Consider the following 18,274-nt stretch of genomic DNA (forward strand, 5'->3'; position numbering starts at 1 on the left):
CCGTGCGCTCTCCGGAGGTGTCCGCCGAGTCGGCGGCTACCGGTGAAGCATCTCGTGAGCCCGCTCGGGTTCAGGAGGCCGGTCCGGCAGCCACTCAGGCGATGCCGGCCCAGCAGAGCGACGCTCCACACGGTGGCTCCGGAACGCCGCCCTGGCAGCGCGGAGTCGGTCAGCGTCCCGCATCGCAAGGAACGGACGACCGGCAGCAGCCGCAGAACCAGCCGCAGACCAACCTGTCCGGACGCGGTGCCGCACTGCCGCCGAACGCAGAGTTCGATCGGTCCGCACGTACGGCAGCCGAGCCGGTCCAGCGCGAATCGACCGAGGACAAGACCGAACGGCGAGAAGCCGCCAGGTCGAAAGCGGCGGTCATCGACGGGCCGACACGGCACATCGAACGCAAGGATCTAGCGAAGGACATGCCGGATCTGTCTGCCGTCCGGCACCCGGAGCCGTCCCCGTCCGAGCGCGCAGCACCCACGGCCGTGCCCAGTGCGGACGGCGATCCCCTGCGGGCGACCATTCAGATCCGCAAGATCGATCCGTGGTCGACGCTCAAGATCGCCCTCGTGATCGCAGTATCTCTGTTCTTCGTGTGGATGGTGTCCGTCGGCCTGCTGTACGCCGTGCTCGACGGCATGGGCGTCTGGGAACGTCTCAACAGTGCGTTCACCGAGATCGTCAACGAATCCGGCGACGGCGGACTCGTCAGTGCCGGGCAGGTGTTCGGCTACGCAGCGGTGATCGGTGTGATCAATGTCGTACTCTTCACCGCTCTCACCACCATCGGCGCCTTCATCTACAACCTGTCTTCGGACCTGGTCGGTGGCGTCGAAGTGACACTGGCAGACCGCGACTGACCTGCACCATCGAGAGCCGTATCGGGCCGTTTTGGAAGACAGCGGCCCGATACGGTAATCTCATCCCTCGGTTCGAGGAGAGGTTTTCTTCGGTCCGAAGTAGTGATGAGGGCCTATAGCTCAGGCGGTTAGAGCGCTTCCCTGATAAGGAAGAGGTCGGAGGTTCAAGTCCTCCTAGGCCCACACCGAACGAACGAAAAGAGGCAGGACGTGAAAATCCTTCTTCTGGTCGCATCGGCGGTGATCGCAGTGCTGACATTATCCAAGGTGCGCTCGCAGCGCAGCTCGGACGGCGTCTGGCACAGCATCCCCACCGCGTGACAATCGCTCGGAGTGGACGTGTAAGGTTCGTTCACGATTACCGGCAACACCCGGGGCCTTAGCTCAGTTGGTAGAGCGCTGCCTTTGCAAGGCAGATGTCAGGAGTTCGAATCTCCTAGGCTCCACAAGAAAAAGGACGTCCACTTCGGTGGGCGTCCTTTTTTGTCTCTCTCCATCCGGTCCCAAGTCCACTCGATGTGACATCGACCCCCCAAAAGGCCACTGAATGTGACATTGAGTGCCCTCGAGTACCGAGACGTCCGCAGCGGATGAGCCGACCGGTTGTGATCGGACCCAAGGCGGTCTGTGCTTCGGCGCCCATATATCCAGACAGTCATCTGTTCTGTGTCGCATCGATGGTTCGGTCCTTAGCGTGGTCGGTGTGCAAGGGCGTCGGTTCTCGGATCGACGTGAACGGTCGAGACGGCGCACCGCAGGGGGGTGTGCCGTCGTTCGATCTCGGCGGGCGGTGTTCGCCACTGTCTCGGATCGGTTGGCGATTCGGGCATCTCGAATTTCGAAGGAGCCCCGCAGATGACGCGTGTTCTCGATCATGAAGAGCTGTTGACCGAACTCGACGGCACGCTGGAAGCCAATCTGAATCGCCATCTGTCCATGGCGAAGGAATGGCATCCGCATGATTACGTTCCGTGGGATCTGGGGCGGAACTTTGCGGCGATGGGTGGGCAGGACTGGTCTCTCGAGCAGTCGTCGCTGTCGGAAGTGGCTCGTACGGCGATGATCACCAATTTGCTGACCGAGGACAACTTGCCGTCGTATCACCGTGGGTTGGCGGACAACTTCTCGTTGGACGGTGCGTGGGGCACATGGGTGGGGCGCTGGACTGCGGAGGAAAACCGTCACGGCATCGTCATGCGCGATTATCTGGTCGTGACCCGTGCGGTCGATCCCGTGGAGTTGGAGCGGGCTCGCATGCATCACATGACGGTGGGTATCGATGCGCCGATGGACGGCGCGAATTTTCTGCACTCGGTGGCGTATGTGACGTTTCAGGAGCTGGCCACGCGGGTCTCGCACCGAAACACGGGGTTGGCGTGCGGAGATCCGGTGGCGGATCGGATGTTGGCTCGTGTTGCAGCGGACGAGAACCTGCACATGATCTTCTATCGCAACCTCGGTGAGGCGTCGCTGGATCTGGTGCCCGATCAGATGGTTCGTGCCATCACCGATGTCGCGACCGACTTCCAGATGCCCGGCCTGAACATGCCCAATTTCCGCAAGAACGCGATGACCTTGGCCAAGCACGGGATCTACGATCTCCGGCAGCATCTGGACGAGGTGCTGATGCCGGTTCTGCGCAAATGGAAGATCTTCGAGCGCAACGATTTCACGGGTGAGGGCGAGCGGGATCGCGATCGACTGGCAGCGTTCGTCGAAGACTTGGCGCAGAAGGCGACCAAGTTCGAGGAGTCACGTGATCGACTGCTTGCCAGGGAGGCTGCTCGCGCCGAGAAGGCGTCCTGACCTGCTACGTCTTCTCTGGCCAGAGTCGTGATCGCGTCTCGGAGGTGTTAGAGTCCGGGCATCGTTGGGTCATGTGAGGCGATGGCCGTAGTGCGTGGGGAGGGCCGATGGTGCCTGGGGGGTATCGGGTGAGTGGTGGTGTCTCCATCGGTGAATGCTGCCTCCAGACGGCCGAATCATGGTCTTGCACGGTTGGAATCGACTGGTGAGCAGGCCCAGGTTCGACGAGTCCGGCCGCATGCTCGCCGTCTTCGCGGCGGTCACCACGGTTCTCTACGCTGCAAGCGCGATAGCGTCGTGGTCGAATCTGACCGGTGCCCAGCAGGTTCTGGCCGCGTTGGCTCTGCTTCTGGGTCCGGCTGCGATCGTGGTGCTGGCGAGGGCGGGTGTGCCGAGCCCCAAACAGGCGGTGGGATTCGCGACCGCGTTGTCGGTGATGGCACTCGCCTGTGCGTTGGGGAGCAGCGACACCATGCCCGCGTTCTTGATCTGCGTGCAGGCCGCAATGTTCCTCGGTATGCACATCGGTGCGTTCTGGTCCGAACGCAACGCAGGCATTTGGGTTGCAGTGCTTGCTGTTTCGGCGGTCATCGGAGCGGCGATCGCGCCGTACGGAACGCCGTTCATCAGTTACATCCTCGTGGCGCTCGGCATCGTCGGTGCGACCGAGGTGTTCGGTGTCTTCGCGCGCCGAATGCGCTATTCCGCGACGCACGACGCTCTGACCGGTCTGCTTAACAGGTTCGGGTTCGAGTCCAAGATCGAGAAAATGCTGCCGGCGTGTGCTGCTCGCGGATTGTCGGTCAGTCTCGCCGTGCTCGATCTGGACAATTTCAAGGAGATCAACGACGAGTACGGCCACATTGCCGGTGACGTCCTGCTCACTCGGGTCTCGAAGGCCTGGAAGGGGCAGCTGACCAAACGGGATGTTCTCGGTCGGCTCGGCGGAGACGAATTCGTGCTGTTCATGCCGGGAGTTCTCGAAAAGGAGGCCTGGCAGATCATCGAGCGCCTGCGCCTCGCTCATCGCGCGGAATGGAGCGTCGGATTGGCGTGCATGCCCGCGGGACGCCGCTGGGGCGAGATCTATCGTGCAGCCGACGCCGATCTGTACCGGGCGAAGCGAAGCAGGCCGCCGAGGACCAGTCGGCCGTCCGATCCCGACGCCGGTTACAGCGGCCCGATCCGCAGAATTGCGCAGTAGCACTCACTCGACGCATCGTTGATCCCCAGATTTCATCCACAGGCTGGGGATAGATTTCTCGGCGAGGTGTACTTCTCGCGTTGACTCGTCGGCAACGACGATGCTGCGGGGGATACGCGATGGTCACTCTCGACGAATTCAGGTCATGGGACAGCCGAGTGCTGGTCGCCGCGTCCGAAAGCCTGATGCGGCGGTGGCGAGAAGTGGCTGCCGTCCACGATTCGGTAACGGACGAAATTGTGGGCAATGGGTGGGACGGTCCCGCGGCCGAGGCGGCACGGGAGGCGATGAGACGCATCCGGTCCGATCTGGGAGACGCCGCAGCCGAGTTGCTTCGGATCTCGACATGCACCGCGGATGCGTCGATCGACATGCAGAGTCTGGTCACTGCGCTCCGCTCGGTGGAGCAGACGGCGGCGGAGGAGCGATTCGCGGTCGGATCCGACGGCTCGGTGTCCGACGCCGGCGCGTCGTATTCGGTTGCGCTCGTGGATCTGTGGTCGACGATGCGAGAGCGACGTCGATGCCGTGAGGAGCTCGCCGAGCGAATCGCGCAGCTGATTCGTACGGCCACGGACTTCGACGACGTCCTTGCCCGACGCCTCGTCGGGGGAACCTCCGCGGCCTCCGTTGTGACGGCAGTTGCCGCTTCGGTGCCGCGGGACGGGTCCCCGGCGGCCAATGCTGCCTTCTGGAGCGCGCTCTCGCCTGCGGCACGCACCAGGCTGCTGGTCGAACAGCCGGCGCTGATCGGCAATCTCGACGGCCTGCCTGGACGAGTACGTGACAGCGCGAACCGTCGAGTGTTGGCCGCCGAGCGTCTCCGCCTCCGCGCCGTCGAAGTCGAACTGCAGAAAGAGTTGGCCGACAACGTGTTCGGCGGCATGTTCAGTGACGCCGATGCCGGACTCGAGCAGACTCGCACGCGGCTGGCATCACTCGATGCGATCGACGCGACGCTGGCGCAGGGGGCTCGGCAGCTTCTGGTCCTCGACAATTCCCCGTACGAGGAGACGATGGCGGCCGTAGCGGTGGGCGATGTCGACACGGCCACCCATGTCGCCGTCTTCGTCCCCGGTCTCGACTCGACCGTGCACGGCAACCTTCTTCGTTACGACGGCGACATGGAGAACGTCAAAGACACTGTGCAGCAGCTTGTTTCGGAATCTGCGGCTGCGGTGACCTGGCTCGACTACCAGGCCCCGCAGCTCGGTTGGAGCCTGCTCGATCCGGACCGGAGCGTGGCCTCGGGTGCGGCGGCGCGGGCGGGAGCGGATCGACTGGTTCCGTTCCTGGACGGCCTCGACGCCGCACGTGCGAGCGACCCGCATCTGTCGGTATTGGCCCACTCGTACGGATCCCTCACCGCGGCAACCGCTCTCCGGGACGACACCGGGGTCGACGATTTCGTCGCTCTCGGATCACCGGGATTCGGCACACACAGCGTCGCAGATCTTCGGCTTCCCGTCGGACACGTCTTCGCGGCGGAGGCCGAGGGCGATATCGTCGCCGACCTGGGTGCATTCGGTCGCGATCCAGGCGCACTGGACGGAGTCACCGTGCTGTCCACGGAGCGTTCCGACGGAGGCCACGATTCGATCGGGCACAGCGACTATCTCACCGAGGGCTCTACCAGCGGTCGGAATACCGCGCTGGTCGTCGCCGATCGCAGCGGGGAGGCCGTGGTCAGAGCGAGGCCGGGTCTGCTCGATCTGCTGCAGAGAGTTCTGTACCTATGACGACGTGTCGTCGTAGTCGGCCAGGCTCGGCGGAGCATCGGCGGGTGGGGGCACCTCGTTGCGACGGCGACCGAGGAAGAACACGACACCACCGACGACGGCAGCAGCGGCGCCGAATACGAGAATTCGCCTGGTCCGACGCGATCCCGAGTCGACCGTGACCAACGCTCGGGTGCGATTCGCTTCGGCAATGCGTTCTGCGGTCACTGCTCGGCGCTGCGCAGCCTGTTTGCGGGCCAGCCCGTAACCTCGTCTGGCCAACAGCAGACCGACTCCGGCCGGGCCCTTGCTTGCGGCGGATGCGGCGCCGAGCAGCGCGGATGCTGCGGTACCGGTGGACGACCGAACCCGGTCGGACTTCGTTGTGCTCGTCATACCCTCACTGTTCCACAACACGACCCCCGCTGAACCTTCGCGATCCAGCGGGACTCGACGCCCGTTGTGAACTGCCCGATCGCCCGAGATGGCACGATGGAGGGCGTGACTTCACCAAACAAGACCCAAACGGCCACGCTGCACACCAACCGCGGCGATATCGTCATCGAACTGTTCGGCAATCACGCCCCCAAGACCGTCGCGAACTTCGTCGGTCTCGCGGACGGATCCAAGGAGTACACGACGCAGAACGCGTCGGGTGCCAAGACCGGACCGTTCTACGACGGCGCAGTCTTCCACCGCGTCATCGACGGCTTCATGATCCAGGGCGGCGACCCCACCGGCACCGGTACCGGTGGACCGGGCTACAAGTTCGAGGACGAGTTCCACCCGGAACTGTCCTTCGATCGCCCGTACCTGCTGGCCATGGCGAACGCAGGCCCGGGCACCAACGGCTCGCAGTTCTTCATCACCACCGGCAAGACCCCGCACCTCAACCGCAAGCACTCCATCTTCGGTGAGGTCACCGACGAGGCGTCGAAGAAGGTCGTCGACGCGATCTCGAGCACGCCGGTCGGCCGCGGAGATCGCCCGGTGGACGAGGTTGTCATCAACAACATCACCATCGCCTGATCTGACCGAAGGACTTTCGACAAGATGACGAACCCCGGCTGGGGTGGCGCGTACGGCGACCAGCCCAACCCACCCCAGTCGGTGTGCGTCCGACATCCCGATCGCCCCACCGGCCTGGCCTGTTCGCGCTGCGGCAGGCCCGCATGCCCGCAGTGTCTGCAGGCCGCGGCCGTCGGACAGCACTGCGTCGATTGCGTGCGCGAGGGCAACAAGAACATCCGCACTGCGCAGACCGTCGCCGGTGCACCCATGGCACGATCCGCCAAGACCCCGCTGACATACGCTCTCATCGCCATCAACGTGATCGTCTATGCCATCACGGTGGCGCAGTCCGGCGATCCGATGAACAACACCTCCGGATCCGCGCTCGCCCGCAGCTGGGCCCTCAACAGCCTGCTCGTCTCCGACGGCGATGTGTTCCGGCTGATCGGCAGTGGCTTCGTCCACTACGGGCCGATACACCTGCTCGTGAACATGTTCGCGCTGTACATCATCGGTCGTGACGTCGAACTCGTGCTCGGCCGAACCCGCTACCTGGTCGTCTACGTCCTCTCGCTCCTCGGAGGAAGTGCGTCGGTGATGCTGCTGGAGAACCCACTGGCGCTCACCGTCGGCGCGTCCGGAGCCGTCTTCGGTCTCCTGGGTGCCCAGGCCGTCATCCTGCTACGGCTCAAGCGAAGCCCGGCACCCATCCTCATCGTCATCGCGGTGAACATCTTCATCAGCATCTCGATCCCCAGCATCTCGCTGTGGGGACACATGGGCGGACTCGTCGCCGGAGCGGCCGCCACCGCCGGTCTGGTGTTCTTGTCCAACCGAACCCCAGACACCGGACAACAACGAACCATGGCCGGCGTGTCCATGGCATGGCTGTCGGTCATCGCCGTCGCTCTGGTGTCCCTGGGAATCATCGCAATCCGCGTACTCGACCTGCGCGCCCAGATGGGCCTCTAGCAAGTCCACTCGATGTGACATCGACCCCCCAAAAGTCCACCGAATGTCACATCGAGTAACCCACAGGGGCCGGACGCTCAGGTGTTGCGTGGCACCAGCCCGTGGATTTCGAGTGCGTCGAATACGTCTCGCGGGTCGGTTCCGAGGTCCCATCGGCCGAAGATGATCAGTCGGTCGTCGTCTTCGCCGGGTGGTCGGATGTCGAGTTCGAGCATCGGTACTCGTCGGCCGAGTCTGGGGTATCGCACGATTTTGACGCGGACGATGTCGTTGCGGGTGTAGGTGCGTGTTCCGGTGAGGCGTTTCATCACCAGTGATCCGTCGTGGGTGATGGCCAGTCGCGGGCGTTGTGCGGCGGCGAGTGCGGCGATGATCCACATTCCTACGGCTGCGAGGCCGACGAGGAATGTTCCGGCGGCGTCGGTGGAGGAAAATGCGGCGCCGATTCCGAGGGCGATTCCGCCTACGACCAGGGCTGCGACGGCGACGAGGGGCGTCGCCCACTGCTGTTCGTACACACCCTGTGGATCGTTCGTAGAGTTATCCACAGGGTTTATCCACATTGGGGATGAATGACATCGATGTAACTCGGTCGGCTCTCAGCGCCACCGCATGGTCATGACGAGTCCGACGACCATGAACCCGAAGCCGATCAGGAAGTTGTAGGCACCGAGGTTTCCGATGAAGGCGATGTCCTCGGAAGCCAGGTAGTAGACGATCAGCCACAGAAGCCCGACCAGCATGAATCCCAGCATCAGCACCACGTACCAGACCGGTGACGGCCCGGCGTTGACCTTGACCGGCGTGCGGTTCGCCGGGTTGATCGTGTAGTCGTTCTTCTTCCGTACCTTCGACTTCGGCATTGCTTCCTCTTCGCGTTCGTGACGGCCCGTGGCACTGCGGCCGTACCTGTGGACAACTGACGATCGGAACCTGTGGATCGGCGGGTGTCGCGCATCCCCAGGCTAGTGTGACCTCGAGGACCGTGACGGTCACCGACCGGTTGCTGTACACGCTAACGCAGGTGAGCCCAGCACCGACCCACCGGACAAATTGCGAGCACCCGTGACACGACGATCGACTGCCCCCGCCGACACCCGCTGGTGGGTGCTCGCCGTTGCGGTGTGCGCTGTCGTCGGTCTGCTGCTCGGCACCACCAGGCATGTATCGGACGGCACCGAGTTGCGCGGCGGGGACACCACCCGGCTCGCAGATCTGGTCGACGCGGCTCAACGCAGCAGTGATGATGCCCAGCGGAGCCGGGACACGCTCGAGCAGCAGCTCGAGTCCATTCAGCAGCGCACTGCGACGGGGGACACCGAGGTCGCCGACGCGTTGGCGCGTGTCGATTCCCTGGCCGACGCGGCGGGACGCGAGCCCGCGTCCGGCGGGGGTCTGACCGTCACGATGGCCGACGCCCCTCGTGGTCCGGACGGCTCGTATGCGTCCGATGCGTCGGTCGACGATCTGGTTGTTCATCAGGTCGATGTGCAGAGCGTGCTCAACGCGTTGTGGGCCGGCGGCGCGTCGGCGATCGCGATGCAGGATCAACGGCTGGTGGCCTCGTCGGCTCCGCGCTGCATCGGGAACACCCTTCTTCTCGGCGGGCGGACGTACAGTCCGCCGTACGTGATGACGGCGATCGGGGATTCGGATCGGCTGCGCGCGGCGTTGAAGAACGAGCCGGGTGTGCGGTTGTACGAGCAGTACGCGCTGCGCTACGGCCTCCGTTACGACGTCGCAGCGTCCGAGGACCTCTCGGTGCCCGCGTACTCCGAGTCGGTGCGCATGCGGTATGCACAGCCTCGCTGAGTACGCTGTCCGCATGCGTATTCTCGTCGTCGACAACTACGACAGCTTCGTCTTCAACCTCGTCCAGTACCTGGGCCAGTTGAACGCCGATGTCGAGGTCTGGCGTAACGACGACGAGCGCCTCACCGACCGCGATGCGGTCGCGGGCCGGTTCGACGGAATTCTGCTCAGCCCGGGACCGGGCACGCCGCAGCGCGCAGGTGCCACGATGGATCTGGTCTCGGCAAGTGCTCGCACGAAGACACCCCTGCTCGGGGTCTGTCTCGGTCATCAGGCGATCGGCGCAGCGTTCGGCGCAACCGTGGAGAAGGCTCCGGAACTGCTGCACGGCAAGACCAGTCTGGTGCACCATTCGGGCGTCGGAGTTCTCGAGGGCATGAACGAGCCCTTCACCGCCACTCGCTACCACTCGCTGACCGTCCGGGAAGACACGATCCCGGCCGAACTCGAGATCATCGGGCGCACCGAATCCGGTCTGGTGATGGCGATGAGGCATACCGAGCTACCGATTCACGGCGTCCAGTTCCACCCGGAGTCCATCCTCACCGAGGGCGGACACCGCATGCTGGCGAACTGGCTCACCGTCTGCGGGATGCCCACCGACCCCGGTCTCGTCGCCAAGCTCGAAGCTCAGGTCGCGGAAGCCTTCGCCTGAGCGGGCCTCGGGGCGGCTAGTTGCCGCTGGGGATTCCCAACGCCCCGATGCTCACGGTGATGGTGTCGGTCTTGCTGATCTCCGAGCCAGCCGGCTGGGTCTGGTTGACGACCCGCCCGACCATCAGTGGGTCGAGCGTCGACTGCCTCGACGTCGACAGGTTCGACGCGGTTCCGGTCCATCCAGCCGATTCCAGTGCCGTCAGAGCCTGAGCTTCGGTGAGGCCGGAGAGGTCCGGCATCGGGATCTTGTCCCCGTTCGAGACGCGCAGCGTCACGACGGTGTTCTCGGCGACGTTGGCGCCACCGGCGGGGTCGGTCGAGACGACCTGCCCCACCGGCTGGCTGGAATCGATGTTCTGTACCTGGACGCGGAGCCCGGCACCCTCGACGTTCGGCTGCGCGACGTCGACGAGCTGGCCGACGACGTTGGGCATCCGTACCTGCGCCGGTCCCGAACCGAGCGTGATGCGAACCTGCGAGTCGGCGTTCATGCTCACGCCCGAGGACGGGTTCTGCTCGACGACCTTGTCGAGGTTCTCCGGCGTCGACGGCGCACGGGCGACGGTGGGATCGAGTTCGAGGCCCACCTCGTTCAAGGCGTCCGACGCCTCCTGTTGCGTCCGTCCGGTCAGTCGCGGCACCTGCACCTGCTGGGGGCCCGAGGAGACGTCGAGCTGGATGTCCCCGGGCGATTCGGTCTGCGACCCCGCGGCCGGGTTGGTGCCGATCGCCGACCCCTCCGGCACCGACGCGTCGGGCTTCTCCTGCACGGTGACGCGCAGGCCGACATTCTCCAGCTCCCGTTGCGCCTCGTCCGAGGCCAGCCCGACGACGGACGGCACGGTGACGGACTTGGGATCCGCTCCCGGACCGAGGGACCACAGGAATGCTCCGACGATCGCGACGACGATGATCGACGCCGCGGAGATCAGCGCGATCTTGAGGCCTCGACGGTTCCTGGGTCGATCCTCGGGTTCGCCGTGCCTCGACGCACGGGGTGCGGCGACGGCGGCGGGTTTGTCCGCGCCGGAGAAGTCTGCCTGCCGGGAATCGACCGATCCGAGAATCGTGGTGCGGTCCTCGTCGTTCATCACCATCGGGGCGCTCGGCCGTTGACCTCCGAGGACACGGACCAGGTCGGTACGCATCTCGGCGGCGCTCTGGTAGCGGTTGGCGGGGTTCTTGGCCATCGCCTTAAGGATGATCGAGTCGAGTTCGCGCGGCACCGTGTCGTTGACCAGCGACGGCAGCTGAGGATTCTCGCGCACGTGCTGGTAGGCGACGGCGACCGGTGAATCACCCTTGAACGGGGGCTCGCCGGTGAGGATCTCGAACAGCACACATCCGAGGGAGTAGACGTCCGATCGAGCGTCGACCTGTTCGCCGCGTGCCTGCTCGGGCGAGAGATACTGAGCGGTTCCGATGACGGCTGCGGTCTGGGTCATCGGCGACGAGGAATCTGCGATGGCGCGCGCGATGCCGAAGTCCATCACCTTCACCGCGCCTGCGTTGTTGATCATGATGTTCGCGGGCTTGACGTCGCGGTGCACGATTCCGTTGCGGTGGCTGAAATCGAGTGCGGCACAGACGTCGGCGATGACCTCCATGGCTCGACGCGGTGCCATGGGTCCTTCGGCGCGCACGATGTCGCGGAGGGTGTCGCCGTCGACGTATTCCATGACGATGAACGGGAGCGGACCGGCTTCGGTCTCGGCTTCACCGGTGTCGTACACGGCGACGATGGCGGGGTGGTTCAGTGCGGCCGCGTTCTGGGCTTCGCGTCGGAACCGCAGGTAGAACGTGGGGTCGCGAGCGAGATCGGCGCGCAGAACCTTGATGGCGACGTCGCGGTCGAGCCGAGTGTCACGTGCCAGATGAACCTCGGACATGCCGCCGAAACCGAGTATCTCGCCCAACTCGTAGCGAGAGGAGAGCGTACGGGGAGTCGTCATGGTTGTCCTCGAGGATCTTGCTGGGATGGAATCTCGATCAGCGGCCGTCTCGTGGTCGTCTGCGTGGGCTGTTCCGAGGTCGTCGTGGTTTCTTCGGTGGTCGTCGGCTCCTGCGTAGTGGTCGTCGTCGTGGTCGTGGTGGTCTCTTCGGTGGTGGTGGTTTCTTCGGTGGTCGTCGTGGGTTCGGTCGTTGTGGTCGTGGTGGTGGTCGGCTGCGTGGTGGTGGTGGTCGGCGGCACGAACGGCGTCGGCGAGTCGTCCCTGCCCCCGGTCAACAGCACGTATCCGCCGATGAGGATGGCGAGAAGCAGCAGTCCGGCACCGCCCCAGGCGAGGGCCTTCTGCGCCGACGACATTCCGGTGGCCTCGGGCACTGCGCCCGCAGCCGTTCCGGTGGCCGGTCCGCGGTACTCGCGCTGCGACGTCGGCATCATCTGGGTGCTCGACGGCGCAGGGCTGGGTACGACGCCCGGCATCATGACCCTGCCGGTGCCCGTACCGCGGGAGTTTCCGGGTGCAGGCGGGCGACGGCCGGCCCGGACCGCGGCGACGGCGTCGGCGAATTCGCCACCGTTGGCGTAGCGCGCGGCCGGGTCCTTGACCATCGTGATCTCGATGAGTTCCCGCACGGCGGGGGGCAGGTCGAGCGGCATGGGGGCCGGCATCTCGCGGACGTGCTTCATGGCGACGGTCAGCGCTCCGTCGCCCACGAAGGGCCGCGTGCCCGCGAGTACTTCGTATCCGACGACTCCGAGCGAGTAGACGTCCGAAGCCGACGTGGCCTCCTCGCCGAGTGCTTGCTCGGGGGCGATGTACTGCGCTGTGCCCATGACCATTCCGGTCTTGGTCACCGGGGATGCGTCGACGGCCTTGGCGATGCCGAAGTCGGTGATCTTGACCTGCCCGGTGGGGGTGATCAGGATGTTGCCCGGCTTGACGTCGCGGTGGACGACGCCTGCGGTGTGTGCGATCTGCAGGGAACGGCCGGTCTGCTCGAGCATGTCGAGGGCATGGCCGAGCGGCAACCGGGACATCCGACCCAACACGGCGTTGAGCGGCTCACCGTTGACCAGTTCCATCACCAGGTAGGCCAGTGATTCGCCCGCGCCGTCGCGGGTCTCGCCGTAGTCGTAGACCCCGGCAATTCCGGGGTAGTTCAGCTGCGCGGTGGTGCGTGCCTCGAACCTGAAGCGCTGCAGGAACTCCGGGTCCTCGGAGAACTCGGCCTTGAGTACCTTGACCGCGACACGGCGATCGAGGCGGTTGTCCATTGCTTCCCACACCTGACCCATGCCGCCGGTGGCGATGAGTCGCAGCAGTCGATAGCGCTGCGCGATGACAGCTCCGTTGCTCAATGGCACGTCATGTCACCTCCCCTGCAATGCGGCTGCGATGACGGCGCGGCCGATGGGTGCGGCCACGGATCCACCGGTCGCGGCGAGGGCGCGGTCGCCGCCATCCTCGACGATGACGGCGATGGCGACCTTGGGGTCGTCGGCGGGTGCGAATCCGATGTACCACGCGTGCGGCGGGGTGTTGCGCGGGTCGGAACCATGTTCTGCGGTACCGGTTTTCGATGCGATCTGTACCCCGGGGATCTTGCCCTCGCCGCTGGTGTTGTTCTCGGAGCCGATCATCAGGTCTTTCAGCGTCGCCGCGGTGGTGGAGCTGATCGCCTGGCCCATGGCCTTGGGCTGGTAGCTCGACAGGTCCGACAGGTCGGGAGACTGCAGCTGCTGCACCAGGTTCGGGGCCATTCGCACACCGTCGTTGGCCACGGTGGCAGCGATGACGGCGTCCTGCAGCGGGGTCAGCGCCACGTCGCGCTGGCCGATGCTGGATTGACCGAGGGCGGCGTCGTCGTCGATGGGTCCGATGGTGCTGTCGGCGACGGTGAGCGGAATGGTGGTGTTCTCACCGATGCCGAACGCCGCCGAGGTCTCGCGCATCTTGTCCACCCCGGTGTCGATGCCGAGCTCGACGAAGGCGGTGTTGCACGAGCGTGCGAAAGCTTCTCTCAGCGTTGCCGTCTGGCCGCCGCCGCACGTCGAACCGTTGTAGTTCTCCAGCGTTGTCGAGGTTCCCGGCAACGTGATGTTCGACGCGGCCGTGAGTTGATCGTCCGGTGTCGCGCCCGCTTCGAGTGCGGCTGCGGTGGTGATCACCTTGAACGTCGATCCGGGTGGGTAGGTCTGCGAAATCGCCCGGTTGACCATCGGCTTCTCGGGATCGTTGCTCAGGTTCTCCCATGCCGCGGTGGTGGTGCTGCCATCGTGGCTGGCCAGCAGGTTCGGGTCGTAGCTGGGGGTGCTGGCCATGGCCAGGATGTTGCCGGTGGCCGGGTCGAGGGCCACGACGGAGCCGGTGTATCCCTTGGCGGTCAGCTGGTCGTAGGCGACCTGCTGAACGACGGGATCGATGGTGGTGACCACGTTGCCGCCGCGGGGATCTCGGCCGGAGATGAGGTCGAACAGTCGTCCCCCGAAGAGCCGGTCGTCGGATCCGTTGAGTACGGGGTCCTCGGCGCGTTCGAGGCCGCTGCTCGAGTACAGCATCGAGTAGTAGCCGGTGATCGGCGCGTTGGCCTGCGGGCTGGCCGGGGAGATCGAATTCTGGGGGTACGTGCGCAGGTACTTGTAGCGGTCTTCGGTGGGGACCGAGGATGCGAGCACCTGGCCGCCTGCCGAGATCTGACCGCGCTGGCGTGAGTACTCGTCGAGCAGCACTCGTGAGTTTCTCGGGTCGGTGCGCAGATCGTCGGCCTTGATGACCTGAAGGTAGGTGGCGTTGGCGAGCAACGCGACGACCATGACCATCACGGCGATGGACACGCGGCGCAGGGGAGTGTTCATGCGCGCTTCACCATCTCGGTCGGTGCCTCCGCGATGGGCGCCGCCGGGGCGGGCTTCTTCTTGGGCTTTGCCGGCTCACGGGCTGCGTCGGAGATCTTGATCAGCAGCGCGAGGAGCAGGTAGTTGGCGAGAAGCGACGATCCTCCGTAGGACAGATACGGCGTGGTGAGGCCGGTGAGTGGGATGAGTTTGGTGACGCCGCCGACGACGACGAACAGCTGGATGGCAATGGTGAACGACAACCCCGCGGCCAGCAGTTTGCCGAAGCTGTCGCGAACGGCCAGCGCGGTACGCATGCCGCGAATGATGAACAGCAAGTACAGGATCAGGACCGCGGTCAGGCCGATGAGGCCCAGCTCTTCGCCGACCGTGGCGATGATGAAGTCCGTCTTGGCGAACGGAACCTGGGACGGGCGACCACTACCGAGTCCGGTGCCTGCCAACCCGCCCGTGGCGAAGCTGAACATCGACTGGACGATCTGATAGCCGGTGTCGTTGTAGTCGTCGAACGGGTGCAGCCAGGTGTCGGTGCGGATCTTGACGTGGCCGAACACCTGGTACGCGAACAGGAACCCGACGAGCAACAGCCCGAAACCGATGATCAACCAACCGACGCGTTCGGTGGCGATGTAGATCATCACCAGGACGGTTCCGAAGATCAGCAGCGACGTACCGAGGTCCTTCTCGAACACCAGCACGCCGACCGAGACGATCCAGACGACCAGGATCGGCCCCAGATCGCGCGCTCGCGGGAAGTCCATGCCGAGGAAGTGCTTGCCTGCGACGGTGAACAGTTCACGCTTGGCGACCAGCAGCGATGCAAAGAAGATGAGCAGCAGGATCTTCGCGAACTCGCCGGGCTGAATACTGAAGCCGGGCAGCCTGATCCAGATCTTCGATCCGTTGACCTCGGAGAATGCCGACGGCAGCATCGCCGGGATGGCCAGGAGAACCAGTCCCGCGAGTCCGACGGTGTAGCCGTAGCGAGCCAGGGTGCGGTAATCGCGCAACAGCACCAGCAGGGCGACGAAGCCGGCGATGGCCAGCGTGGTCCACAGCACCTGCTGATTGGCATCGGGCGACGGAATGGGGTTTCCGAGATATTGAGCCTGCTGCTCGTCGGCCAGGTCGAGGCGATGAATGAGCACCAGACCGAGTCCGTTGAGCAGCGCCACGATCGGCAGCAGCAGCGGATCCGCGTAGGGCGCGAAGCGTCGCACGGCCAGGTGCGCCACTGTCATCAGCGCGAGATACGCGACCGCGTATTTCGCCAGATCCCAGGTGATGGTCTGTTCCTGACTGGCTTCGACCAGTACCAGCGAGATCGTGGTGATCAGGACGGCGGCCCCGAGCAGAAGCAGTTCGACGCCGCGCCGGTTCGATTGAATCGGTGCTGGCGCGAATCCTTCGGGCGGACTCGGAAAGGACCCTCCCGCGGACGGATTGGAACTCATCGAGTACCGGTCCTGCAGTTCTGGCCGGGAATCTGCGGAACCGTCGGTGTCGGTGCCGCTGTGGTCGTCGGTGCTGGTTCCGCAGTGGGTTCGACCGTGGGCGGCAGCGGTGCCGCGGGCGGCGGGATGATCGCCGTCGGAGTCGGTTCGACGGTCGTGGTGACGACCGGCTCGGTCTCGCAGACCTGAAGCAGGTCCCCGGAGGCCAACCGCTCGACCTGGCCGCGCGCATCGTCGAGAGATCCCGACGGCAGGCCGGCCGTGACCTGCTCACGTGCGGCGGGCAGAAGATCGTCGATCTCGAACGGAACGCAGTCCGCCGGAGCGGCATCCGGCGCGGTCAGCGTGACGGCTCCGTCGTCGTCGAGGCAGCCGATCAGCTCGACGCTCTGCAACGAGTAGCCCAGTACCGAGCCGGGAAGCCCGCGCAGCACGGTGACCTTGCTGTTGTCGGCACCGACGTAGTAGTTGCCCTTGATGATCGAATTGGCCACCAGCGCACCGATTCCCGCCAGCACCACCAGGGTCAGGGCGATCAACGTCCAGCGCAGCTTGTGCGACTTCTTCTCGGGCGTGACGACCGGTGCGGTGACGCGTTTGGGCGTCGTACGCGGTGGCCGCATCGCTGCGGCGCGCCCTGCTGCGGTGTTGGGCGGAGGGGCGTCCTCCTCGTCTTCGGTGCTGGCGGCACCGCCGAGGATGGGGTGGCTCTGTCCGTAGTCGAGGTCGATCACGTCGGCCACGACGACCGTCACGTTGTCCGGACCGCCACTGCGAAGCGCGAGTTCGATGAGACGATCTGCGCAGGGCCCCGTCTCGCCCTCGTTCATGGTGTTCTCGATGGTCTCGTCGCTGACGACGTCCGAGAGGCCGTCGGAGCACAGCAGGTATCGGTCACCCGCACGTACTTCCCGAACGGTGAGCGTCGGCTCGATCTCGTTGCCGGTGAGGGCACGCATGATCAAGGAGCGCTGCGGGTGTGTGTGCGCCTGCTCGGCGGTGATGCGGCCCTCGTCGACGAGGGACTGAACGAAGGTGTCGTCTCGGGTGATCTGGGTGAGCGAGCCGTCGCGCAGCATGTACGCGCGCGAATCGCCGATGTGTACCAGTCCGATTCGCTTGCCCGCGAACAGGATTGCGGTCAGCGTGGTTCCCATGCCGTCGAGCTCGGGTTCGTCCTCGACCTGATCTGCGATGGACGCGTTGCCTTCGCGGGTGGCTGCTTCGAGCTTGCCCAGCAGATCCTCGCCCGGCTCGTCGTCGTCGAGATGAGCCAGTGCGGCGATCATCAACTGTGAGGCCACTTCACCGGCAGCGTGGCCGCCCATTCCGTCGGCCAGCGCCAGTAGGCGAGCGCCGGCGTACACGGAGTCCTCGTTGTTGGATCGAACCAGACCGCGATCACTGCGGGCGGCATAGCGAAGGACGAGGGTCACGGGCGCAACTCGATCACGGTCTTGCCGACGCGGACAGGGGTTCCCAAGGGGACGCGAACGGCGGTGGTCACCTTCGCGCGGTCGAGGTAGGTGCCGTTGGTCGAACCGAGGTCCTCGACGTACCAATCACCGCCGCGGGGCGAGATGCGCGCATGCCGCGTCGACGAGTAGTCGTCTGTCAGAACGAGAGTGGAGTCGTCCGCGCGTCCGATGAGGACGGGCTGCGTGCCGAGCGAGATGCGCGTTCCGGCGAGACCGCCCTGGGTCACCACGAGGTACTTGGCCACCTTCTGCTTGTTGAACGACGGAAGAACTTTCGAGCCGCCGGAGTAGCGAGCAGGCACTCGCATGCCTGCGGCCGCGTAGATGTCACTGCGCAAGGTGCGAAGGACGGCCCAGACGAAGAACCACAACAACAGCAGGAAGCCCGCCCTTGTCAGTTGCAGAATCAATCCCTGCACGACGATTCACCTCCTCCTTCGCAATCGACCTGCATCCCGCCCACGCACAGAGCCGCGGCGCGGCAGACATGGTTGCCTC

General features: G+C 65.1%; 17 protein-coding genes and 2 tRNA genes. 10 read left to right on the forward strand and 9 right to left on the reverse strand.

What is annotated here, in order from left to right:
• The first annotated feature begins 2 nt into the window (after nucleotides 1-2).
• From CH295_RS28105 to CH295_RS09445, 6 genes are all read left to right on the forward strand, one after another.
• A complete protein-coding gene (locus CH295_RS28105) occupies nucleotides 3-860 on the forward strand; it encodes a DUF3566 domain-containing protein (RefSeq protein ID WP_252341977.1) in 858 nt (285 codons plus the stop codon).
• A gap of 109 nt (nucleotides 861-969) precedes the next feature.
• A tRNA-Ile gene (locus CH295_RS09425) sits at nucleotides 970-1,043 on the forward strand.
• A gap of 190 nt (nucleotides 1,044-1,233) precedes the next feature.
• Nucleotides 1,234-1,306 (forward strand) — tRNA-Ala (locus CH295_RS09430).
• A 409-nt stretch (nucleotides 1,307-1,715) separates the two neighbouring features.
• A complete protein-coding gene (locus tag CH295_RS09435) occupies nucleotides 1,716-2,666 on the forward strand; it encodes an acyl-ACP desaturase (protein WP_094632257.1) in 951 nt (316 codons plus the stop codon).
• Nucleotides 2,667-2,871: 205 nt separating this feature from the next.
• Nucleotides 2,872-3,870 carry a GGDEF domain-containing protein gene (locus CH295_RS09440; RefSeq protein WP_230596490.1) on the forward strand — a complete coding sequence of 333 codons (999 nt, stop codon included), beginning with the start codon at nucleotides 2,872-2,874 and terminating at the stop codon, nucleotides 3,868-3,870.
• Between the two features lie 119 nt (nucleotides 3,871-3,989).
• Nucleotides 3,990-5,609: an alpha/beta hydrolase gene (locus tag CH295_RS09445; protein ID WP_094740508.1), complete on the forward strand. Its 1,620-nt coding sequence runs from the start codon at nucleotides 3,990-3,992 to the stop codon at nucleotides 5,607-5,609.
• Here the strand turns inward: CH295_RS09445 and CH295_RS09450 are convergent.
• Entirely contained in the window at nucleotides 5,604-5,984 is a 381-nt protein-coding gene (locus CH295_RS09450; protein ID WP_141216982.1) for a hypothetical protein, read from the reverse strand. The two genes, CH295_RS09445 and CH295_RS09450, sit on opposite strands and share 6 nt — an antisense overlap.
• A gap of 96 nt (nucleotides 5,985-6,080) precedes the next feature.
• Between CH295_RS09450 and CH295_RS09455 the strand changes: the two genes are divergently transcribed.
• Together CH295_RS09455 and CH295_RS09460 are read left to right on the forward strand one after the other, a co-directional pair.
• Nucleotides 6,081-6,617: a peptidylprolyl isomerase gene (locus tag CH295_RS09455; protein WP_094632154.1), complete on the forward strand. Its 537-nt coding sequence runs from the start codon at nucleotides 6,081-6,083 to the stop codon at nucleotides 6,615-6,617.
• A 24-nt stretch (nucleotides 6,618-6,641) separates the two neighbouring features.
• Nucleotides 6,642-7,571: a rhomboid family intramembrane serine protease gene (locus CH295_RS09460; RefSeq protein ID WP_094740510.1), complete on the forward strand. Its 930-nt coding sequence runs from the start codon at nucleotides 6,642-6,644 to the stop codon at nucleotides 7,569-7,571.
• 77 nt (nucleotides 7,572-7,648) lie between these two features.
• Here CH295_RS09460 and CH295_RS09465 read toward each other — a convergent pair whose 3' ends face one another.
• Both CH295_RS09465 and crgA read right to left on the reverse strand, forming a co-directional pair.
• Nucleotides 7,649-8,134 (reverse strand): PH domain-containing protein, encoded by a 486-nt coding sequence (locus CH295_RS09465; RefSeq protein ID WP_094740511.1) that lies wholly within the window; start codon nucleotides 8,132-8,134, stop codon nucleotides 7,649-7,651.
• Nucleotides 8,135-8,170: 36 nt separating this feature from the next.
• Nucleotides 8,171-8,434, reverse strand: a complete 264-nt coding sequence (crgA, locus tag CH295_RS09470; RefSeq protein ID WP_032396997.1) for a cell division protein CrgA — start codon at nucleotides 8,432-8,434, stop codon at nucleotides 8,171-8,173.
• Between the two features lie 202 nt (nucleotides 8,435-8,636).
• On the opposite strand from crgA, the gene CH295_RS09475 reads away from it, so the two are divergent.
• On the forward strand, nucleotides 8,637-9,383 hold the full coding sequence (locus tag CH295_RS09475; protein ID WP_037195330.1) for a DUF881 domain-containing protein: 747 nt from the start codon (nucleotides 8,637-8,639) through the stop codon (nucleotides 9,381-9,383).
• Nucleotides 9,384-9,396: 13 nt separating this feature from the next.
• Nucleotides 9,397-10,038 (forward strand): aminodeoxychorismate/anthranilate synthase component II, encoded by a 642-nt coding sequence (locus tag CH295_RS09480; protein WP_094632255.1) that lies wholly within the window; start codon nucleotides 9,397-9,399, stop codon nucleotides 10,036-10,038.
• A 16-nt stretch (nucleotides 10,039-10,054) separates the two neighbouring features.
• Here CH295_RS09480 and pknB read toward each other — a convergent pair whose 3' ends face one another.
• Genes pknB through CH295_RS09510 form a run of 6 tightly spaced genes read right to left on the reverse strand, consistent with a single transcriptional unit; the run spans nucleotide 10,055 to nucleotide 18,195 of the window.
• Nucleotides 10,055-11,992, reverse strand: coding sequence for a Stk1 family PASTA domain-containing Ser/Thr kinase (gene pknB / locus CH295_RS09485; RefSeq protein WP_094740512.1), 1,938 nt, complete (start codon nucleotides 11,990-11,992; stop codon nucleotides 10,055-10,057).
• A complete protein-coding gene (locus CH295_RS09490; protein WP_037195334.1) occupies nucleotides 11,989-13,353 on the reverse strand; it encodes a serine/threonine-protein kinase in 1,365 nt (454 codons plus the stop codon). The genes pknB and CH295_RS09490 overlap by 4 nt, the downstream gene beginning before the upstream one ends.
• A gap of 6 nt (nucleotides 13,354-13,359) precedes the next feature.
• Entirely contained in the window at nucleotides 13,360-14,844 is a 1,485-nt protein-coding gene (locus CH295_RS09495; RefSeq protein WP_094632144.1) for a peptidoglycan D,D-transpeptidase FtsI family protein, read from the reverse strand.
• The gene (locus CH295_RS09500) at nucleotides 14,841-16,298 is read right to left on the reverse strand and encodes an FtsW/RodA/SpoVE family cell cycle protein (protein WP_037195339.1); all 1,458 of its coding nucleotides are present in this window, start codon (nucleotides 16,296-16,298) and stop codon (nucleotides 14,841-14,843) included. The genes CH295_RS09495 and CH295_RS09500 overlap by 4 nt, the downstream gene beginning before the upstream one ends.
• Nucleotides 16,295-17,734, reverse strand: coding sequence for a PP2C family protein-serine/threonine phosphatase (locus CH295_RS09505; protein ID WP_094740513.1), 1,440 nt, complete (start codon nucleotides 17,732-17,734; stop codon nucleotides 16,295-16,297). Before CH295_RS09505 ends, CH295_RS09500 begins: the two co-directional genes overlap by 4 nt.
• Complete coding sequence (locus CH295_RS09510) at nucleotides 17,731-18,195, reverse strand: FHA domain-containing protein FhaB/FipA (RefSeq protein WP_037195344.1); 465 nt, start codon at nucleotides 18,193-18,195, stop codon at nucleotides 17,731-17,733. Before CH295_RS09510 ends, CH295_RS09505 begins: the two co-directional genes overlap by 4 nt.
• Between the last annotated feature and the right edge of the window lie 79 nt (nucleotides 18,196-18,274).

It is taken from the genome of Rhodococcus sp. 14-2483-1-2, from assembly GCF_002259405.1.
Taxonomy (GTDB): domain Bacteria; phylum Actinomycetota; class Actinomycetes; order Mycobacteriales; family Mycobacteriaceae; genus Rhodococcoides.

Excerpts from the sequence above, each read along its gene's own strand:
- CH295_RS09435 (WP_094632257.1), top strand. The coding sequence starts at position 1,716 with ATGACGCGTGTTCTCGATCATGAAGAGCTGTTGACCGAACTCGACGGC.
- CH295_RS09465 (WP_094740511.1), bottom strand. The coding sequence starts at position 8,134 with ATGTGGATAAACCCTGTGGATAACTCTACGAACGATCCACAGGGTGTG.
- CH295_RS09450 (WP_141216982.1), bottom strand. The coding sequence starts at position 5,984 with ATGACGAGCACAACGAAGTCCGACCGGGTTCGGTCGTCCACCGGTACC.
- CH295_RS09500 (WP_037195339.1), bottom strand. The coding sequence starts at position 16,298 with ATGAGTTCCAATCCGTCCGCGGGAGGGTCCTTTCCGAGTCCGCCCGAA.
- CH295_RS09480 (WP_094632255.1), top strand. The coding sequence starts at position 9,397 with ATGCGTATTCTCGTCGTCGACAACTACGACAGCTTCGTCTTCAACCTC.
- CH295_RS09460 (WP_094740510.1), top strand. The coding sequence starts at position 6,642 with ATGACGAACCCCGGCTGGGGTGGCGCGTACGGCGACCAGCCCAACCCA.
- pknB (WP_094740512.1), bottom strand. The coding sequence starts at position 11,992 with ATGACGACTCCCCGTACGCTCTCCTCTCGCTACGAGTTGGGCGAGATA.
- CH295_RS09445 (WP_094740508.1), top strand. The coding sequence starts at position 3,990 with ATGGTCACTCTCGACGAATTCAGGTCATGGGACAGCCGAGTGCTGGTC.
- CH295_RS09455 (WP_094632154.1), top strand. The coding sequence starts at position 6,081 with ATGGAGGGCGTGACTTCACCAAACAAGACCCAAACGGCCACGCTGCAC.
- CH295_RS09495 (WP_094632144.1), bottom strand. The coding sequence starts at position 14,844 with ATGAACACTCCCCTGCGCCGCGTGTCCATCGCCGTGATGGTCATGGTC.
- crgA (WP_032396997.1), bottom strand. The coding sequence starts at position 8,434 with ATGCCGAAGTCGAAGGTACGGAAGAAGAACGACTACACGATCAACCCG.